The 18,579-nt window shown below is 44.6% G+C and carries 15 protein-coding genes; 4 read left to right on the top strand and 11 right to left on the bottom strand.

All coding sequences use genetic code 11. The features are described 5' to 3' along the window. The first annotated feature begins 456 nt into the window (after window positions 1–456). From VT06_RS06290 to VT06_RS06280, 3 genes are read left to right on the top strand one after another with little or no spacing between them, the layout of a single operon-like run. On the top strand, window positions 457–1,587 hold the full coding sequence (locus VT06_RS06290; RefSeq protein WP_046553440.1) for a DNA cytosine methyltransferase: 1,131 nt from the start codon (window positions 457–459) through the stop codon (window positions 1,585–1,587). Further along, window positions 1,584–4,577, top strand: coding sequence for an ATP-binding protein (locus tag VT06_RS06285; protein ID WP_046553439.1), 2,994 nt, complete (start codon window positions 1,584–1,586; stop codon window positions 4,575–4,577). The genes VT06_RS06290 and VT06_RS06285 overlap by 4 nt, the downstream gene beginning before the upstream one ends. Then, entirely contained in the window at window positions 4,570–6,414 is a 1,845-nt protein-coding gene (locus VT06_RS06280) for a response regulator receiver domain (RefSeq protein ID WP_046553438.1), read from the top strand. The genes VT06_RS06285 and VT06_RS06280 overlap by 8 nt, the downstream gene beginning before the upstream one ends. Window positions 6,415–6,573: 159 nt before the next feature. Here the strand turns inward: VT06_RS06280 and glmS are convergent, their stop codons facing one another. The 3 genes from glmS to VT06_RS06265 all read right to left on the bottom strand — a co-directional run bounded on the left by glmS (window position 6,574) and on the right by VT06_RS06265 (window position 9,892). Next, on the bottom strand, window positions 6,574–8,403 hold the full coding sequence (gene glmS, locus VT06_RS06275) for a glutamine--fructose-6-phosphate transaminase (isomerizing) (RefSeq protein ID WP_046553437.1): 1,830 nt from the start codon (window positions 8,401–8,403) through the stop codon (window positions 6,574–6,576). Between the two features lie 23 nt (window positions 8,404–8,426). Continuing rightward, the gene (locus VT06_RS06270) at window positions 8,427–9,209 is read right to left on the bottom strand and encodes a DeoR/GlpR family DNA-binding transcription regulator (RefSeq protein WP_046553436.1); all 783 of its coding nucleotides are present in this window, start codon (window positions 9,207–9,209) and stop codon (window positions 8,427–8,429) included. A 122-nt stretch (window positions 9,210–9,331) separates the two neighbouring features. After that, complete coding sequence (locus VT06_RS06265) at window positions 9,332–9,892, bottom strand: DUF1439 domain-containing protein (protein ID WP_046553435.1); 561 nt, start codon at window positions 9,890–9,892, stop codon at window positions 9,332–9,334. A gap of 237 nt (window positions 9,893–10,129) precedes the next feature. Between VT06_RS06265 and VT06_RS06260 the strand changes: the two genes are divergently transcribed. Next, a complete protein-coding gene (locus VT06_RS06260; RefSeq protein ID WP_046553434.1) occupies window positions 10,130–11,269 on the top strand; it encodes a dicarboxylate/amino acid:cation symporter in 1,140 nt (379 codons plus the stop codon). Between the two features lie 107 nt (window positions 11,270–11,376). Here VT06_RS06260 and glmU read toward each other — a convergent pair whose 3' ends face one another. The 8 genes from glmU to atpE all read right to left on the bottom strand — a co-directional run bounded on the left by glmU (window position 11,377) and on the right by atpE (window position 18,549). Then, entirely contained in the window at window positions 11,377–12,741 is a 1,365-nt protein-coding gene (gene glmU / locus VT06_RS06255) for a bifunctional UDP-N-acetylglucosamine diphosphorylase/glucosamine-1-phosphate N-acetyltransferase GlmU (protein WP_046553433.1), read from the bottom strand. A 168-nt stretch (window positions 12,742–12,909) separates the two neighbouring features. Next, complete coding sequence (locus VT06_RS06250) at window positions 12,910–13,326, bottom strand: F0F1 ATP synthase subunit epsilon (protein WP_046553432.1); 417 nt, start codon at window positions 13,324–13,326, stop codon at window positions 12,910–12,912. A gap of 24 nt (window positions 13,327–13,350) precedes the next feature. After that, a complete protein-coding gene (gene atpD, locus VT06_RS06245; protein ID WP_046553431.1) occupies window positions 13,351–14,736 on the bottom strand; it encodes a F0F1 ATP synthase subunit beta in 1,386 nt (461 codons plus the stop codon). A 33-nt stretch (window positions 14,737–14,769) separates the two neighbouring features. After that, the gene (gene atpG / locus VT06_RS06240) at window positions 14,770–15,633 is read right to left on the bottom strand and encodes a F0F1 ATP synthase subunit gamma (RefSeq protein WP_046553430.1); all 864 of its coding nucleotides are present in this window, start codon (window positions 15,631–15,633) and stop codon (window positions 14,770–14,772) included. A 54-nt stretch (window positions 15,634–15,687) separates the two neighbouring features. After that, the gene (gene atpA, locus VT06_RS06235; RefSeq protein ID WP_046553429.1) at window positions 15,688–17,229 is read right to left on the bottom strand and encodes a F0F1 ATP synthase subunit alpha; all 1,542 of its coding nucleotides are present in this window, start codon (window positions 17,227–17,229) and stop codon (window positions 15,688–15,690) included. Between the two features lie 13 nt (window positions 17,230–17,242). After that, the gene (atpH, locus tag VT06_RS06230) at window positions 17,243–17,776 is read right to left on the bottom strand and encodes a F0F1 ATP synthase subunit delta (RefSeq protein ID WP_046553428.1); all 534 of its coding nucleotides are present in this window, start codon (window positions 17,774–17,776) and stop codon (window positions 17,243–17,245) included. A gap of 12 nt (window positions 17,777–17,788) precedes the next feature. Next, window positions 17,789–18,259 (bottom strand): F0F1 ATP synthase subunit B, encoded by a 471-nt coding sequence (gene atpF, locus VT06_RS06225; protein WP_046553427.1) that lies wholly within the window; start codon window positions 18,257–18,259, stop codon window positions 17,789–17,791. 50 nt (window positions 18,260–18,309) lie between these two features. Continuing rightward, window positions 18,310–18,549 carry a F0F1 ATP synthase subunit C gene (atpE, locus tag VT06_RS06220; RefSeq protein ID WP_152658987.1) on the bottom strand — a complete coding sequence of 80 codons (240 nt, stop codon included), beginning with the start codon at window positions 18,547–18,549 and terminating at the stop codon, window positions 18,310–18,312. Between the last annotated feature and the right edge of the window lie 30 nt (window positions 18,550–18,579).

Genomic DNA, 18,579 nt, shown 5'->3' with positions numbered 1-18,579 from the left:
AACGCTAACACCATAAAGGTATTCACAACCAAAATGTAAGCGCTTACAAAAGGTAGATGATTAAATTTCAGCCGTCAATAGCGCGGCGATAAAAACCTGCCAAAAGTGGGGGAAAAGGTGTCAACTAACTGACTTTGTCATTACATTTCAATGAATAAGCCTGCACCAATAAAAAAGGGCCCTAAGGCCCTTTGCTAAATGTTGGTGCAGGTTAATGTTATTTAATCACTAGCGAGCTTCGATGACTGGAAAAGCGGTTGAACTACTAAAAAGAAAGCTCTCTGTTAGTTGCTGATTTTTTTTATTGAGTTAAATGCATCCTGTTCTTAGACGTAGCGTCAGTTAAAGCTTTTCCATGACCTTAACTCCGCCAGGAGTGTTGCTGTGTTCAGTGTGGTACTCTATTATACCTTTCATAAAAAAGTATCAGAGCTAGTCGCATCAGAACTCAATTAAATGCCAAAAATTAATAGTAGTGAACTTGTAGCAGTTGATTTATTTGCTGGAGCTGGTGGGTTTTCCCTTGCAGCAATAAAAGCAGGCTTTACTATCGACTTTGCGATTGAGAACGATAAACACGCCGTTCAAACCTACAGAAATAATATTTTGAAGCTTACAGGGGGGCAGAATGCAGCTATCCTCGATAGAAGTATTCTTGATTACAGTCCAACCGCTCTGAAAGAGGCAAGGTTCAGCAACAAATCTTGCGACCTACTCCTTGGAGGGCCTCCGTGCCAGGGGTTTTCTACACATAGAATTTTAAATGCCGGAGTCAACGACCCTCGCAATGAACTAGTATTGGCTTACTTTAAATTTGTTAAAGCTTTAAGACCACGCGTTTTTTTAATGGAGAACGTTCCGGGAATTTTATGGGGGCGACACAAAGAGTATCTCGAAAAGTTTTATTCTGAAGGTAAAAAAGCAGGCTTCCATTTATTTCAACCAGTTACGATAGATGCCAGAGACTTTGGGGTTCCGCAGCGCAGGAAACGAGTTTTCATACTTGGTTTACGTAACAAGGAAGACTTAACAAAAATTCAATGGCCCCCCAGCCCAACTCACTGTGACCCTGCAAAAAACAACATCAAGCTATTGCCATGGGTCTCATGTGAAAAGATGTTTCGCGACGCTCCCGTGGGAGATGAAAACGACATCCACATGAATCATGGAAAAGAGCTTGTCGATGTCTTTAAGAAAACACCTTTGAATGGTGGGAGTAGAGCTGACTCAGGAAGAGTGCTGAACTGCCACAAAGAACACGACGGACATAAAGACGTTTATGGTCGAATAGATCCTTTTCAGCCAGCTCCCACCATGACAACTGCCTGTATTAACCCGTCTAAGGGTAGGTTTGTTCATCCGACTAAGCATCATGGTATTACAGTAAGGCAAGCTGCAAGAATTCAAAATTTTCCAGATACTTATATATTTTGTGGTGGACTAACAGCTGCCGGAAAACAAATTGGTAATGCTGTACCAGTGGATCTAGGTAGGCATTTGATCCGACACATTAAAAAACATATATTTGACTTCACAGACTTTAGGGAAAAAGAAAAAATGAATCGTTCGGAATGTGAAAGCGTATGATTTCAACCCTTTCTTTCAAGACCAAGGCAAGAACCGTTGACCATTTGGGACGAGAACAAATAGCAGACTGTCCTACCGCAATTACTGAACTGTGGAAAAACTCATATGATGCTTATGCCAGAAGGGTTTCCTTACATATTTTCGATGATAAAACACCTGTAGCCGCACTCTTCGATGACGGACATGGCATGAGTTATGAGGAGTTTGTCGATCGATGGCTTGTTGTAGGCACGGAATCGAAGTTTCTTACCAACGCTCAGCAAGATGATGAGAGCCGCAGGCAGGAAGAAGAAGATAGGGATGGTTTAAAAAGGCGAACAAAGCAGGGCCAAAAAGGAATCGGTCGTCTTTCCTCAGCTAATTTAGGCCCTTTATTACTTATTGTAAGTAAAAGAAAAAATCTAGATTTTGTGTCAGCTTTGATTGATTGGCGGATTTTTGAAAACCCATACCTTTTGCTCTCTGATATTGAAGTACCTGTAACTACATTTTCAACTCAGAGTGAGCTTTTCAATCTGCTCCCAGACATGTTTGAGAAATTGATCGACAATGTGAGGGGGACTTCCCTTGACTCGAAACGCAACGAGCGAATAAAACTTGCTTGGGATATGTTTGACAGAGTCATGCTCGAAAATATTCCAAATGCTCAAAAACCTTCTAAAAAAATAGCTGACACTATAATAAGTTCTCATTTCGAGGAACGTCACCTTAAGCCGTGGCCGGTTTGGCAGAATGAGAGCGTAAAAGGTACAGCCTTATTAGTATCAGAAATAAATGATGACTTAAAAGCCCAACTAAAAAGTGCTGAATCAAACCCCTCCAACAATGAAACTCGTAAACAATTTTTCGCCACGCTTTCGGCATTTACAGACCCATTTGTAGATAACACTGCCAATGAAGAAAATTCGTTTGATCCCGAATTTACCTATGAAGTACGAATCTGGGATAACTGCATATCTGATGCTGTAATAGAAGACGAAAGAAATTTACTGAATCGTTCCGTAACTGAAGAAATGGAGCACGTAATAAGCGGTAATGTAGATGAAAATGGAGTTTTCCGCGGTCAAATAAAAGCATTCGGCGAATGGCGTAAACTAGGCTCAGATTACATCATTCATCCTCCAAAAGATTTCAAAATACCCAAAGGACCCACGACACATATAGGTAAATTTGGGTTGCACGCAGCAACCTTTGAACAAGTACGCATTAGCTCAACATTATCGGATCAACAATTTGCTAGGTTTAAGGCACTAACAGACAAACACAGCGGATTTTTGGTTTTTCGAAATGGTTTGCGTGTACTGCCATATGGCCGTGTAGACAATGACTTCTTTGAGATTGAAACTCGCCGCAGTATTTCAGTTGGTCGGGAATTTTGGAATGCGCGAAGAATGTTTGGCCGGATATCCATTTCTCGAGAGCAGAACCCCAATTTACGAGATAAAGCTGGACGAGAAGGATTTATTGATAATGCCAGTGCAAAAGCCATAAAACAGATCGTTATTAATATTTTAAGAACTGCCGCCTATGAATATTTTGGTCAAGCATCTGATTTAAGGCAGGAATTACTACCTGATATTAAAGAACGAAATGTGCAGAAAAAGGCCGAACAACAACGTAAAGAGTTAGCAAAAAAAAATGCAAAGGCCTTTAGAGGTAGATTAACAAAGAATCTTCCTGAGATATCAAGCTTATATGATGACACTAGTGTTATTGATGCAGGTTTTAAGATAGAAAACAAGCAAGATCTAAGCTATACACAAGAGCTTATTAACAAGATTAATAGTAATCTGAGCGACCTCAGAATAACTGGTGCTCCCGCACGCTTAGGTTCATCTGAGGATGATTACAGAACTTTCCGTCGTTTGTATTCCGTTGTACAAGAACGAGTAAAAACTCTGGAAGTAGTTCGATCTGAAGCAATTGAACGAATTAAACCTTCTCAACCCGAAGAGCTTGCCCAAAAGCAGTTACAAAGCCTCGCTAGTCGAATCCAGGCCCGACTTCGGAACTGGAAAAAGGGAATTAATGCCATTCAGGAAACCGAACTCAAGCGTGTTGAAAAGTTATTTAATGAACGAAATAAACAGTTCCATGCCTTAGCCTTACCCTTAGTTGAGCAGGTAAAAATTGGACTACTTAGTTTGGATAAAGCACTGGTTGAAATGGAAAAGATCCATTCCATTTTAGACTCTGAAAATGAAGATACTTTCCAACCATATTTAGAGTCTCTCGAATTGATGAGTGAAAGTATCAATATAGAATTAATTGCTAGGCAGGGTATAGCAGAAAATATCGCACTAAGAGACGATATAAATCGTCTCAATCAGCTTGCACAATTGGGTGTAACAGTCGAAATACTAGGTCACGAGTTAAATAGTAACGAAAGAATGGTCCGTGAAGGTATTCGACAAATCAAGAACAGCGGTGATATTTCTGGCACACATTTAGTAGTTGAAGGATTTGAAGCAATAAGTCATCAACTTGAATTTTTGTCACCACTAAAAATATCAGGCGCGCGTACGAGAAGGCTTATTACGGGCAAAGAAATTCTGACTTACCTACAAGGCTTTTTCGATACAGTAGTCCGTTCCAGAGCTATACAAATAAGCGCAACAGAAGAGTTCCAAAGGTTGACTGTTGATGAGCTGCCATCACGTTTATTACCTGTCTTCGTGAATTTAGTAAATAACAGCGTTTATTGGTTAGTAAACTCGGGAACTGAGCTCCCTCAAATTCTTCTTTCTATCAATGAAGGCAAGGTGGTCGTATCCGATAACGGCCCAGGAATAGATGAATTAGATCAGCAAAATTTATTCAAAATGTTTTTTACTAGAAAATCGAGTGGAGGTCGAGGTATTGGCCTGTACTTGTGTCGAGTCAATTTAATGGCTGGTGGGCACTCAATTGCATACGCCAAAGAATCTAAATTCAAAATACTTAATGGTGCAAACTTCATCATTGACTTAAAGGGAGTTTCTTTTGAATAGCTTTGCAGATTTGGTCAACGAGGCATTTATCAAACCACTCAGGTCAGTACTGATAGTTGATGATCAGTATCCTACTTGGGAAGAAATTTTAAACTCCCATCTTGATGATGATGCTAAAGATGCGGATGACTATACTCGTTCGCATAAAAAGCTTTGGAGAACGAAAGCACAGGGCCCTTTTCAAGTAATTAAAAAATTCCGAGAGCGGAAACCTGGCTTTGTGATTGATATACACGATGCCGTCGTTAACGCCTCACCTGAAGGCGAAACACCGTCCCAATTAGCTAACCACTTACATCAATCTGATCTATTAGTATTAGATTACAACCTTGAAGGAGCTGATTCAGGGCTTAGAGGGAAGAAAGCACGAGAAATACTCTATTCAGTACTGTCCAATCAACATTTCAATCTCATTATTGTCCACACAGGTGAAGATGATTTGGAAGAAGTAGCACAGGAATGTGTGATTTCTTTGATGACAAGCTGCACCTCTAAGTTTGCAGTCCAAGAGGTTCAAAATATTGCCAGTCTTGACGAAGCCATCACAGACTTAGAAGATGACGAATCATTTAATAGAGCAACGCTGCGAGAATACTTCGGTAAGAAGCAATATGTCTATACTCGGGGCATCGGATGCGTAAAAGCAATTCGTGAATACATGAGAAACAGTGGACCACTGGCTCCGCTGTTTCAACTGGCCCAAGACTTAGGTTTCATACATCCTAAACAAAAAATAAATTTCTTGTTATGGGCCATAAAGGAACTTGAAAAGGGTCTGACAGCTGAGCTTGCCTCTGTAGAGCTTAAAGGGCTTACTTGGAGCTTTTCAAATGAGTGCAAGTGGATTCGCACTGCAAAAGGTTTCGTCTGTTTTGTTAACAAAGGCCCGGAAAATCTCTTAGCAGAACTTGAAAAAGCACTGATAGATTGGAAACCAACACCGTCACGGCTGCTATCTGCAAAATTTAGACATGAATTAAATCGGATCGGCGTTGAAGCAGAGGATGATACGTTATTAAAACATCATCTTTTTGCTCGTTTCTATCGAGACATTAAAGATGGTGCAAGAAAGGATATTTTGGATGAATCAAAAACGACACATAGAGAACAAAAACTTAGAGAGCATGTTACCCGGCAATCTGAGGGGTTATCATTCCTAATTGAAGACGAAATCGTTGAGTTTGGCAAAAAAATAATTGCCTTAGACGGCGTTGACAATCGAGACTTCTTATCATATTACAATGTAGATTTAGACAGCCCTGCTGAAGCATATAAAGCCGTTGGTCAATACAATCATTATGTATCTACACTCCCTACGAAGATCGGACCGGTTCAACTGGATAGTGGACATATATTCAAAATAGAGAATCAATGGTGGGTTTGTGCCACTCCCGCTTGTGATCTTCAACCTGGGCAAAACACTATTGCATTCAGTGGAAAAAGTAAGAGTTTACGGCCTTTTACGGCATTCCCTCTTGTCAAAGTCGACATAAAAAAATTGAACGATCGCCATATTAACGGAGGCGGATATTGCTTCGTTGAATACCAAGATGACATTGTTGTATTGGGAATTAAAACTTTTGGTGAAGAAGAGAAACCATCTGATATGAAAGTTCACTGGCAAAACTTTGTAGCTGGCCGAGGTGGGCTAATCAAAGACAACAAGCTTCATATTCGACAATTTTCGTTAAGTGATGACGATGTAAATATAGTCAAAATTGAAGCAACTGTGATTTGTAAACTCAGATACGCTTACGCACTTAATTATATTCAAAGAGTTGGTATTAGCGCTTCACGCATCGGGCTAGAATACGTTCATAATTCAGCACCGAGTTAGATAATATAAAAACTGACTACTTCAAAATCGAGCGTTGAGATGGACAGTTCAGTATTTCCCGTCCGCTTCCAACTCTCTTGTGAATCTAAAAGGAGCTCATTGAGCCCCTTTACTTTCCAACTTAGTTTGGATGTAGAATTTTTATTTTAAAACAATAACTTACTCCACGGTAACTGACTTCGCCAAATTACGTGGCTGATCTACATCGGTGCCTTTAATAATGGCGACGTAATAACTCAGCAGTTGCAGTGGCAGGGTATAAACGATGGGGGCTAAAATGTTGGCCACGTGCGGTACGTTAATCACCCGCATGGTGGCATCTGACTGAAACTTAGCATCGGCGTCGGCGAATACAAATAAAATACCGCCACGGGCGCGCACTTCTTCCACATTCGATTTCAGCTTTTCCAGTAAATCGTTATTGGGCGCCACCACTATAATGGGCATATCAGCATCAATCAGTGCCAACGGGCCATGCTTTAACTCACCGGCAGCATAGGCTTCAGCATGAATGTAAGAGATTTCTTTTAACTTTAACGCGCCTTCCATAGCAATAGGATACTGATCGCCGCGGCCTAAAAACAGCGCATGATGTTTGTCGGCAAATTCTTCAGCCAAAGCTTCAATTTGCGGCGCCAGTGCCAGGGTTTGTTCCAGTTTACCTGGCAAGCTTTTCAAGGCTTCGGTCAGCTCGCGCTGCTGTACTTCGGTTAAGCCATTATATTTGCCAATGGCCAGTGTTAACATGGCCAAACCCACCAACTGCGTAGTAAACGCTTTGGTAGACGCCACACCTATTTCGGCGCCGGCGCGGGTCATAAAGGCTAAGTCTGATTCGCGCACCAAGGATGAGCCCGCCACGTTACAAATGGCCAAGCTGCCAACGTAGCCAACTTCTTTGGCCAAACGCAGCGCGGCCAAGGTGTCGGCAGTTTCACCCGACTGCGAAATACTAACCAGCAGACTGTTCGGCTGCACAAACGATTTGCGATAGCGAAACTCAGAGGCAATTTCAACATTGCAGGAAATGCCACCCAACGATTCTAACCAGTAGCGCGCCACCATACCGGAATGGTAACTGGTGCCACAGGCAACAATTTGCACATGTTTTACTTTTTTAAACAGCTCAGCGGCACCATTACCAAAGGTTTCGTCCAGCACGCTGTCGCTACTTAAGCGGCCTTCCAGCGTGTTATTGATAGCGGCTGGCTGCTCGTAAATTTCTTTTAGCATAAAATGACGGTACTGGCCTTTATCACCGGCGTCGTAGCTAACATTTGATTCATGCACTTCACGTTCAACCGCCAAGCCATCTTTATCAAAAATACTGACTGATAAGCGGGTAATTTCGGCGACATCACCTTCTTCTAAGAAGATAAAACGCCGGGTTACCGGTAGCAGCGCTAATTGATCAGAGGCAATAAAATTCTCACCAATGCCCAAGCCAATAACTAACGGGCTACCAGAGCGGGCCACCACCACCCGGCTAGGGTCGGTTTTGTCCAATAACACCGTGCCGTAAGCACCATGTAATTGCTTCACTGATTTTTGTACTGCCGCTAACAGCGAACCAGTGCTTTTAAGCTCGTCTTCCACTAAGTGCGCAATAACCTCAGTGTCAGTATCGGAAGTAAACACATAGCCTTTGGCTTTTAATGCTGCGCGAAGCGGGCTGTGGTTTTCAATAATACCGTTATGTACCACAATAATATTACTAGACACATGTGGGTGAGCATTGCGCTCACTTGGCTCACCGTGGGTAGCCCAACGGGTATGGGCAATGCCGGTGCCGCCGGTTACCGGCGACGCGGCTACGGCATCGGCCAACTCTTTAACTTTGCCCAAACGGCGCAAGCGGGTTAGCTCACCCGCGGCATTTACCACCGCCACACCGGCCGAGTCATACCCGCGATATTCCAGGCGGCGCAGGCCTTCAACCAAAATATCTACTACATCCCGCTGCGCTACTGCGCCAACAATTCCACACATAATGTCTCTCCAAAAATAAGTAGTTAAGGCGCGTTGTCTCGACAAGAAACCCGTATTACCTTCACCCCTTGTTCGCTAATTTGCGCGGCGGCGGCATCAGATAGCCCATCGTCGCTTACCAGTACTTTAATCATGGCCCAAGGCAGTTCCAGATTATGGATTTTCCGCCCCAGCTTGTCAGATTCCAGCATTACAATAACTTCCCGGGCACTTTCTGCCATTACCCGGCTTAAACTATATAACTCGTTGTAGGTAGTCGTGCCGCGCGCCAGGTCAATGCCATCAGCACCAATAAACAGCTGATCAAAATCATAGGCACGTAATACTTGCTCTGCCAGCTGGCCCTGAAAAGCCTCAGATTGCGGGTCCCAGGTACCACCGGTCATCAGTAGCGTAGGCTCGTTCTCTAATTCGCGCAGTGCATTGGCAATGGCCAGTGAGTTGGTCATCACTACCAGGCCTTGCTTGCTGGCTAGCTCCGGTAACAAGGCAGCCGTAGTGCGGCCACTGTCGATAATAATCCGGTAATGATCTTTAATCAGGCTGGCAGCAGCTTTTGCTATCGCTAACTTTCGTTTTGAAACCTTCTCAAAGCTGGAATCTGACACAAAGTCTTGCGGTACCGGCACTGCACCGCCATAGCGGCGCAGCAATAATCCAGCCTGCTCCAGCACCGTCAAGTCTTTTCGAATGGTCACTTCTGATGTTTGAAAGCGCTCAGCCAATTGATCAACAGACAACTCGCCCTGTTGTTGCAGTTGGCCAACAATTAAATGTCGGCGTTGTTGAGTATTCCGCTTATTCATCTTTTAGTTTACGAACTTCTTTCGGTTATCTTTCAAAACGAAAGGTATTTTAGTGATCTTATTGCAGATTGCAAGCAGCAGCTGCAGATTTAATCACTATAACAGCGTAACACTAACTAACGTCAACGGCTGGGGCTGAATGCCAACTTGCCATTTTGTACCGCCATATTTAATGGCACCGCTGTTAGTAATTTAATGGTGGGATTAGTTTGATCTAGCCGGTACACCGGGTTTGACGCCAGATAGCTATTAACCAGTTGCAATAGTTCATTGCTTACCGGCGAGAGATTTCCGCGATAACCGGCCGCTTCAATGCTGCTATCGAGTAATTTAACCGAACGAATAAAAATGGCTTTTTCGGTAGCGTCATAATAGGGCGCACCTTCAATTTGTAACTGCAAATTTGCCGGATAACTTAAGCCAAACAAGGATAATACCGCAGTGGCATCAGTATTTATGCGCACCAGATCACTATTATCTGGGCCAATCTCTACCTGCATTTTTTTTACTGCCATTTTTAACGGTATACCGGCAACATTAGCCTGGCGGGTCAACTTTGGCAGCTGTGCGCTAAGCATTTTTTCTAAATCTGCTTCATTGACATTATAAGTCGATAACGAGCCAAGCTGGGCACAGCTGGCCGATACCAGCACCACAAACGCCGCTAACCAAACATTTCGCATGAGCTTTCCTTTAATTTTATTATGTACAGTCACTTACATCCTAGCTTAACCAGCTTAGCTGACTTACTACTGAACAACCAGATGCCATTGCATGGCTAAACTATATTGTTTGCGCTAATTACACCACCGGGTGGTTGCCTGTTTAATAAGCAGGCGCAGACCAACGGCCAAAACTTATGTTATGCTCAGTCGGGTTCACGGGAACTAATAAAAAATATAATATAACGAGAAATAACCATGTCTTTAATCCTTAAACTTATTGCCGGTATCGTGCTGGGCATGCTACTTGGCCTGTATGCTCCGCATTGGCTCACCCAAGTTCTGGTAACCTTTAAAGCCTTGTTTGGCCAACTGCTATTTTTTACTATCCCCTTACTAATTTTATTTTTTATTACCAGCGGTATTGCCGCCCTGCCGCAAAAATCTGGCAGGCTGCTTGGCCGTACCTTGGGTATTGCTTATTTATCGACTATTTTAGCCGGTACTCTGGCGTTTTTAGTCGCCGCCATTGTGGTGCCTATGCTGGCACCTGCTGGCACCGCAACAGGTACCAATGTAGTAGCCGATTTAACGCCGTATATTGAAATGAATATACCACCGGTATTTGGCATTATGACCGCACTGGCACTGGCCTTTATTTTTGGTTTAGGCATTGCGGCGACTCAGGCGCAGCAGTTAAAGCAATTATCTGATCAGGGCCGCGATATTATTCAGCTACTGCTGTTAAAAGTGATCATTCCACTATTACCGTTTTACATTGCCGGTGTATTTGCGCAGTTAGCGGCTGCCGGTACGGTGTTTGATACGCTGCAAACCTTTGGTGTGGTGTTAATTCTGGCGCTGTTGTTACACTGGGTTTGGATTATTGTGCTGTACAGTCTTGCTGGCGTGAAAGCGGGTAAGTCTCCCTTTCTGTTAATTAAAAATATGCTACCGGCGTATTTTACTGCACTGGGTACGATGTCTAGTGCCGCTACTATTCCGGTGTCACTGCAAGCTACCAAGGCCAACGGTGTAAAGCCAAGTATTGCCGACTTTACCGTGCCGCTGTGTGCCACTACCCATTTATCGGGCTCTACTATTACTATCGTTAGCTGCGCCGTAGCAGTGATGGTAATGCAAAATGGACTGGAAATTCCGTCATTACTCACCATGCTGCCGTTTATTCTGACGTTAGGCGTGATAATGCTGGCAGCCCCAGGCGTGCCGGGTGGTGCAGTAATGTCAGCCGTTGGTCTGCTGGGGACCATGCTCGGTTTTAACGACGCAGCAATAGCGATGATGATAGCCTTGTATATGGCACAAGATAGTTTTGGAACCGCCTGTAATGTTACCGGCGATGGTGCTATTGCCGTGCTGGTAGATAATGCCGAATAGTTACGAGAAAGGCTAACAGGTTGCAATCCCGCAGCCTAACTGGTCATGAAATCAAAACAGCCCGCAATTGCGGGCTGTTTACTAGTACTTTTCTAACTTTTAAACCGCTACTTTTTGATTTTTAGCGGTCGTTGCCAGCCTTCAATGTGCCGCTGCTTAGCACGCGCGACGACCAGTTCGCCATCTGCTGCGTCTCGCGTAAGTACCGAGCCTGCACCAACGGTAGCATTTACGCCAACTGTTACCGGTGCTACCAGCGAACTGTTAGAGCCAATAAAAGCACCATTTTTAATGGTAGTAACAAACTTGTTGGCACCATCGTAATTACAGGTAATGGTACCCGCACCAACATTAACCTTATCACCAATTACCGCATCGCCTAAATAAGTTAGGTGGTTCGCCTTTGAGCCTTTACCCAGGGTGGTTTTTTTCATCTCAACAAAGTTGCCAACATGGCTGTCGTCCAACATTACTGATTCAGGACGTAAACGCGCATAAGGACCGACTGAGCAGTCGCTGCCAACGGTTGCATTATCTATCATCGAATTCGGTTTAATGTCGGTGTTAGCACCAATAGTACAATCTTTTAAAATGCAGTTAGCGCCGACAGTAACACCCTTACCCAGCACTACTTTACCTTCAAAAATAACGTTGATATCAATCATCACATCATTGCCAACTTCTACTGTGCCACGAATGTCCAGCCGGGCCGGGTCGCGCAGGTTTGCGCCGGCCAGCATTAACTTTTCAGCCTGACGTAGCTGATACGCTCGCTCGAGTGCAGCTAGCTGCAACCGGTTATTTGCGCCTTCAACTTCCATGGGATCTTGTGGCTGTGCGGTTGCAATGTCTATCCCTTCACTATGTGCCATGGCAATAATGTCGGTTAAGTAGTATTCACCCTGGGCGTTACTATTAGAAAGCTTCGCTAGCCAGCTTTTTAATTGTTTACCCGGCAGCGCCATAATACCGCTGTTTACTTCATTAATTTTCAGCTGTTCTGGGGTGGCGTCTTTTTGCTCGACAATGCCGACAACATGTCCGTTTTCACGCATAATACGACCATAACCGGTTGGGTTGGCTAAATTAACCGTTAATACAGCCAAGCCATTAGCGGGTTTAGCGACTAATAGCTGTTGCAATGTTTCCAGCCGGGTTAATGGCACATCACCGTATAAAACCAGTACAGTATCATCATCAGTAATATTGGGAACGGCTTGGGCTACTGCATGGCCAGTGCCTAACTGTTCAGCTTGTAATACCCAATGCAATGGTTGTTCACCCATAGCGGTTTGTAACGCTCCCGCACCATAACCGTAAACCAGCTGCGGTTTATCTGCACCCAGTGCCCGTGCCGTATCAATAACATGTTGCACCATCGGCCGCTCGGCCACTTTGTGTAATACCTTGGGTAAATCTGATTTCATCCGTGTGCCTTTTCCGGCCGCCAGAATCACTACATTTAATGCCATAAATAAATCTCTGTAATCATGCGTCTTTACACTAGTGTGGATATTCTAATAGATCTTGGCCAAGATTACAGGTTAGCACTAAGATTTTACTGAATGATAAAAACTATTTGTTTAAGTAGTCTTGCAATAAAAAAGCCACCCGCAGGTGGCTTTTTGACAAGCGTAGACTTACTTTTTACGCAGTTTTTGAATTACTCGCAACTGAGCGATGGCTTCAGCCAATTGCGCAGCGGCTTCGGCGTAATTAAAATCTGCACCAGCATTTTTCATTTGCTCAGTTGCCCGCTTCTGGGCATCTAACGCGGCCTGTTCATCTAAGTCTTCGCCACGTACCGCTACGTCTGCTAGCACGATGATGCCGTCGGGTTGTACTTCTAGTACACCACCGGCGACATAAATTACGTGCTCTTCACCAAACTGTTTCACGATACGGACCATGCCAGGTTTCAGAGGAGTCAGTAACGGGGCGTGGAAAGGTAATACACCTAACTCGCCCTCACTGCCTGTGACCTGCACGGACTCGACAAGGCCAGAGAAAATTTTCTCTTCAGCACTTACTACATCCAGTTGCACTGTCATCGCCATTTCGCTCTCCTAAAGCCAGTTTGCTTAAAGCTTTTTCGCTTTTTCGATTGCTTCGTCGATAGAGCCTACCATGTAAAAAGCCTGTTCTGGCAGGTGATCATATTCACCTTCCAGGATACCTTTAAAACCACGAATAGTTTCTTTAAGCGGCACATACTTACCTGGCGAACCAGTAAACACTTCAGCTACGAAGAACGGCTGAGACAAGAACCGCTGAATTTTCCGCGCACGGTAAACCAACGTCCGGTCATCATCTGACAATTCATCCATACCGAGGATGGCAATGATATCTTTCAGTTCTTTGTAACGTTGCAGTACCGTTTGTACGCCACGTGCTACGTTGTAATGTTCTTGGCCGATAACCAATGGGTCTAACTGCCGTGAGGTAGAATCCAGTGGGTCAATTGCCGGGTAAATACCCAGTGATGCAATGTTCCGGCTCAGTACTACGGTCGCATCTAAGTGCGAGAACGTGGTAGCTGGTGACGGATCGGTTAAATCATCAGCAGGCACGTATACTGCCTGGATAGAAGTGATTGAACCAGTTTTAGTAGAGGTGATCCGCTCTTGTAGCGCACCCATCTCTTCGGCCAGCGTTGGCTGGTAGCCTACTGCAGATGGCATACGGCCCAACAACGCAGATACTTCAGTACCGGCCAAGGTGTAACGATAAATGTTATCGACAAAAAACAGAACGTCACGGCCTTCTTCACGAAACTTTTCCGCCATGGTTAAGCCGGTTAACGCTACGCGTAATCGGTTACCTGGTGGCTCGTTCATCTGACCATATACTAACGATACTTTATCCAGTACGTTAGAGTCTTTCATCTCATGATAGAAGTCGTTACCTTCACGAGTCCGTTCGCCTACACCAGCAAATACTGAGTAACCACTGTGCTCGATAGCGATATTACGGATTAATTCCATCATGTTTACGGTTTTACCAACACCGGCACCACCGAACAAACCTACTTTACCGCCTTTAGCAAACGGGCAAACTAAGTCGATAACTTTAATACCGGTTTCCAGCAGAGCGTTTGACGCGGCTTGCTCTTCGTATGAAGGTGCAGCACGATGGATTGACCAACGCTCTTCTTCACCGATAGGGCCAGCTTCGTCAATCGGGTTACCTAATACGTCCATAATACGACCTAAGGTCGCTTTACCGACAGGCACCTGAATGGCTTTGCCTGAATTTCCAACCAGGGTACCACGACGTAAACCGTCGGTAGTTCCCATTGCGATAGTACGTACTGTACCGCCACCTAACTGTTGCTGCACTTCCAGCACTAAACCAGCCAGATCACCGTCAGTTACGTTTAACGCGTCATAGATGCTAGGTACCGCTTCTTGTGGAAAGTCTATATCCACAACGGCGCCAATGATTTGGACGACCTTACCTTGACTCATGATGTTTCCTCAAATTTCTCAAAACTGTTCACCTTAGCCTACAGCTGCCGCACCTGCGACAATTTCGCTGAGCTCCTGGGTAATAGCGGCCTGACGAGCTTTGTTATAAACCAACTTCAGGTCGTCCATTAAATCACCGGCGTTGTCGGTAGCGGCTTTCATTGCCACCATTCGCGCTGCATGTTCACTGGCAGCGTTTTCGACTACACCCTGATAAACCTGTGATTCAATATAACGGTCCAGCAACATATCTAAAATAGGTTGCGGATCCGGCTCGTACAGATAATCCCAGTTATGCCCTTGTTGAGCGATATCTGCTTGGGGCAAAGGTAAGAGTTGATCGATCACTGGCTCTTGCTTCATGGTATTAACAAAGGTGTTATATACCAAAAACAAACGGTCAATTCGGCCATCAAGGTAAGCCTGCAGCATTACCTTGACCGAACCAATTACATCAGCCAAACGTGGTACGTCACCTGAACCCGATTGTTGTGCTACAACTTTACCGCCAAACCGTTTAAAAAAAGTAGTAGCTTTGTTACCAATAACGGCAAATTCAGCTTCTACATTTTGGTTTTTCCAGCTTTTCATTTCCAGCACAACTTTCTTAAACTCGTTGGTATTCAGGCCACCGCAAAGACCGCGATCGGTTGAAATAATAATGTAGCCAACACGTTTAATATCACGTTCCGATAAATACGGATGACGATATTCGATGTTACCCTTAGCAATATTACCGATTACTTTGCGCATACCTTCAGCGTATGGGCGGGTTGCAGCTACGCGCTCTTGCGCTCTACGCATTTTACTGACCGCAACTTTTTCCATAGCACTGGTGATCTTGCGAGTATTATTAATACTCCCAATCTTACTTTTAATCTCTTTACCACCGGCCATGACTGTATCTCCGTTTCATTCAACGAACGGGGTGGCCGAAACCACCCACGTAACTTACCAAGTCTGAGTTGCTTTAAACTTCTCAATCGCTGCTTTGAGCGTAGACTCGATCTGATCGTTGTAGTTACCGGTTTTCGCGATATCAGCCATCAGCTCGGCGTGTTCAGCTTTCATATAGGACAGTAAAGCGTTTTCAAAATCGAGGACTTTGGCCACTTCAACGTCTTTCATAAAACCTTTTTCGATAGCAAAAATAGATAAACCCATTTCGCCAACCGTCATTGGGCTGTACTGCAGCTGTTTCATTAGCTCAGTAACCTTTTGACCATGCTCTAACTGAGAGCGGGTAGCTTCGTCAAGGTCAGACGCAAACTGGGCAAACGCTGCCAGTTCAGAGTACTGTGCTAAAGCCAGACGAATACCACCACCCAATTTCTTGATGATTTTGGTTTGCGCTGCACCACCTACCCGCGATACTGAAATACCGGCGTTTACCGCAGGACGAATACCGGCGTTAAACAAGTCTGACTCTAAGAAAATCTGACCATCAGTAATTGAGATTACGTTAGTAGGTACGAACGCCGATACATCACCCGCCTGAGTTTCAATGATGGGCAATGCCGTTAATGAACCAGTTTTACCTTTCACTTCACCATTGGTTAAACGCTCTACGTAGGCAGCATTAACTCGTGATGCGCGCTCCAGCAAACGAGAGTGAAGATAAAATACGTCGCCAGGGTAAGCCTCACGACCTGGTGGACGGCGTAACAGTAATGAAATTTGACGATAAGCAACAGCTTGCTTCGACAAATCATCATAAACTATCAGTGCGTCTTCACCACGGTCACGGAAGTATTCACCCATGGTGCAACCAGCGTAAGGTGCCAGAAACTGTAATGCTGCAGCTTCTGAAGCTGATGCTACTACCACAATGGTGTTAGCCAGCGCGCCGTGCTCTTCCAGCTTACGTACTACGTTTGAAATAGTAGAGGCTTTCTGACCGATAGCAACATAGATACATTTAACACCAGTATTTTTCTGGTTAATGATGGCATCAATTGCTAAAGCAGTTTTACCCGTCTGACGGTCACCGATTAATAGTTCGCGCTGACCACGCCCAATTGGAATCATCGCATCAACCGACTTATAGCCGGTTTGCATTGGTTGGTCGACCGATTGACGATCGATTACGCCAGGAGCTATTTTCTCAACTGGTGCATAGCCCGCAGCTTCAATTGGACCTTTACCATCAATAGGCGCGCCCAACGTATTGACCACACGGCCTAATAGTTTTGGGCCTACCGGCACTTCTAAAATACGACCTGTGCTTTTTACTTTAGTGCCTTCGGTTAAGTCCGCATACGGACCCATCACTACCGCACCCACTGAATTACGTTCTAAGTTCAGTGCTATTGCATAACGGTTGCCAGGAAGCTCAATCATTTCGCCTTGCATACAGTCTGCCAGGCCATTGATTTTGATAATACCGTCAGTAACCTGCACGATAGTACCTTCATTACGAGCTTCACTGACCACGTCGAACTGAGCAATACGACTCTTGATCAGTTCTGATATTTCAGTGGAATTCAGTTGCATTCTCTGTTCCCCATTACGACCGCAGCGTAGTTGCTAAACGATCCAGCTTTCCGCGGATCGAGCCATCAATTACCATGTCACCTGCTTTGATCAGCATGCCGCCGACCACTTCAGGATTTACACTACAGTTCAATTTAACCTTGCGAGCCAAACGTTGCGATAATGCAGTTATTAACTTGTCTTGTTGAACCTTGCTAAGCGTGATAGCAGAAGTTACCTCTACAGTAAGTTCTTTTTCATGCTCAGCTTTGAGGTTAACAAAACCAATTAATACTTCAGGCAACGCCAACAAGCGGTGATTTTCGGCCATTACTTTAATAAAGTTACGGCCCTGCTCATTGAGTTGCTCACCACATACCTGAAGAAACAGGTCGGCTTGCTTTTCAGCAATGCCAGAAGTACGCAATAAGGTAGCAATTTGGTCGTTTTTTGCAACTTCCGAAGCAAAAACAAGCATTTGCAACCAACCATCTAAATCATTCTGCTCTAAAGCAAAATCAAAAGCGGCTTTCGCGTACGGACGAGCAATATTCGTCAAATCAGACATAGCTCATCCCCATTACAGTTCTTGTACCAGTTTTTCCAAAATGTCGCTGTGAGCAGCTTCGTCGATAGAGCGACGCAGAATTCTTTCTGCACCAGCAACAGCTAATGCTGCAACTTGTTTGCGTAAATCTTCACGTAAGCGATTTCCTTCAGCTTCCAGCTCAGCTTTTGCCTGCGACAGGATATGATCCCGTTCGGCATTTGCTTTGGCGATAGCTTCGTCCAGCATTTTCGCTTCACGCTTTTTCGCTTGCTCGATGATCTCAGCCGCTTGGGCTTTAGCATCTTTTAGCTGATCTTTCGCTTTGTCCTGAGCTAACTCCAGGTCTTTTTCAGCGCGATCAGTTGCCGCCAGACCGTCAGCAATTTTTTGCTGGCGTGCTTCGATGGCATTCATCAAAGGTGGCCAAACAAACTTCATGCAGAACAGTACAAAGGCTGCAAAAGCAATCATTTGACCGATTATAGTCAGAGTCAGATTCACGTCCGCTCCTCCTCAGTTAAAGTGTTCGATTTCAGGATGTGCGCGGCTGCTTATCCAACGAACAGAATATACATGGCGATACCAACTGCGATCATAGAAATCGCATCGATCAAACCTGCCAGGATGAACATTTTAACTTGTAGTGAAGGTGCTAACTCTGGTTGACGCGCACATGACTCCAGGAATTTACCACCCATGTTGGCAAAACCTAAAGCAGTACCTAAAGCACCAAAACCGATTAACAGGGCAACAGCGATTAATTTTACCGCTTCTACCACTGCTTCTGGCATAGTTAAGATTGTTTCCATGTTTTACTCCGA

Origin of the sequence: Arsukibacterium sp. MJ3, from assembly GCF_000987765.1 — a bacterium.
Taxonomy (GTDB): domain Bacteria; phylum Pseudomonadota; class Gammaproteobacteria; order Enterobacterales; family Alteromonadaceae; genus Alishewanella.
Note: the sequence above shows the minus strand (reverse complement) of the source record. Positions and strands in the feature narration are given on the sequence as shown.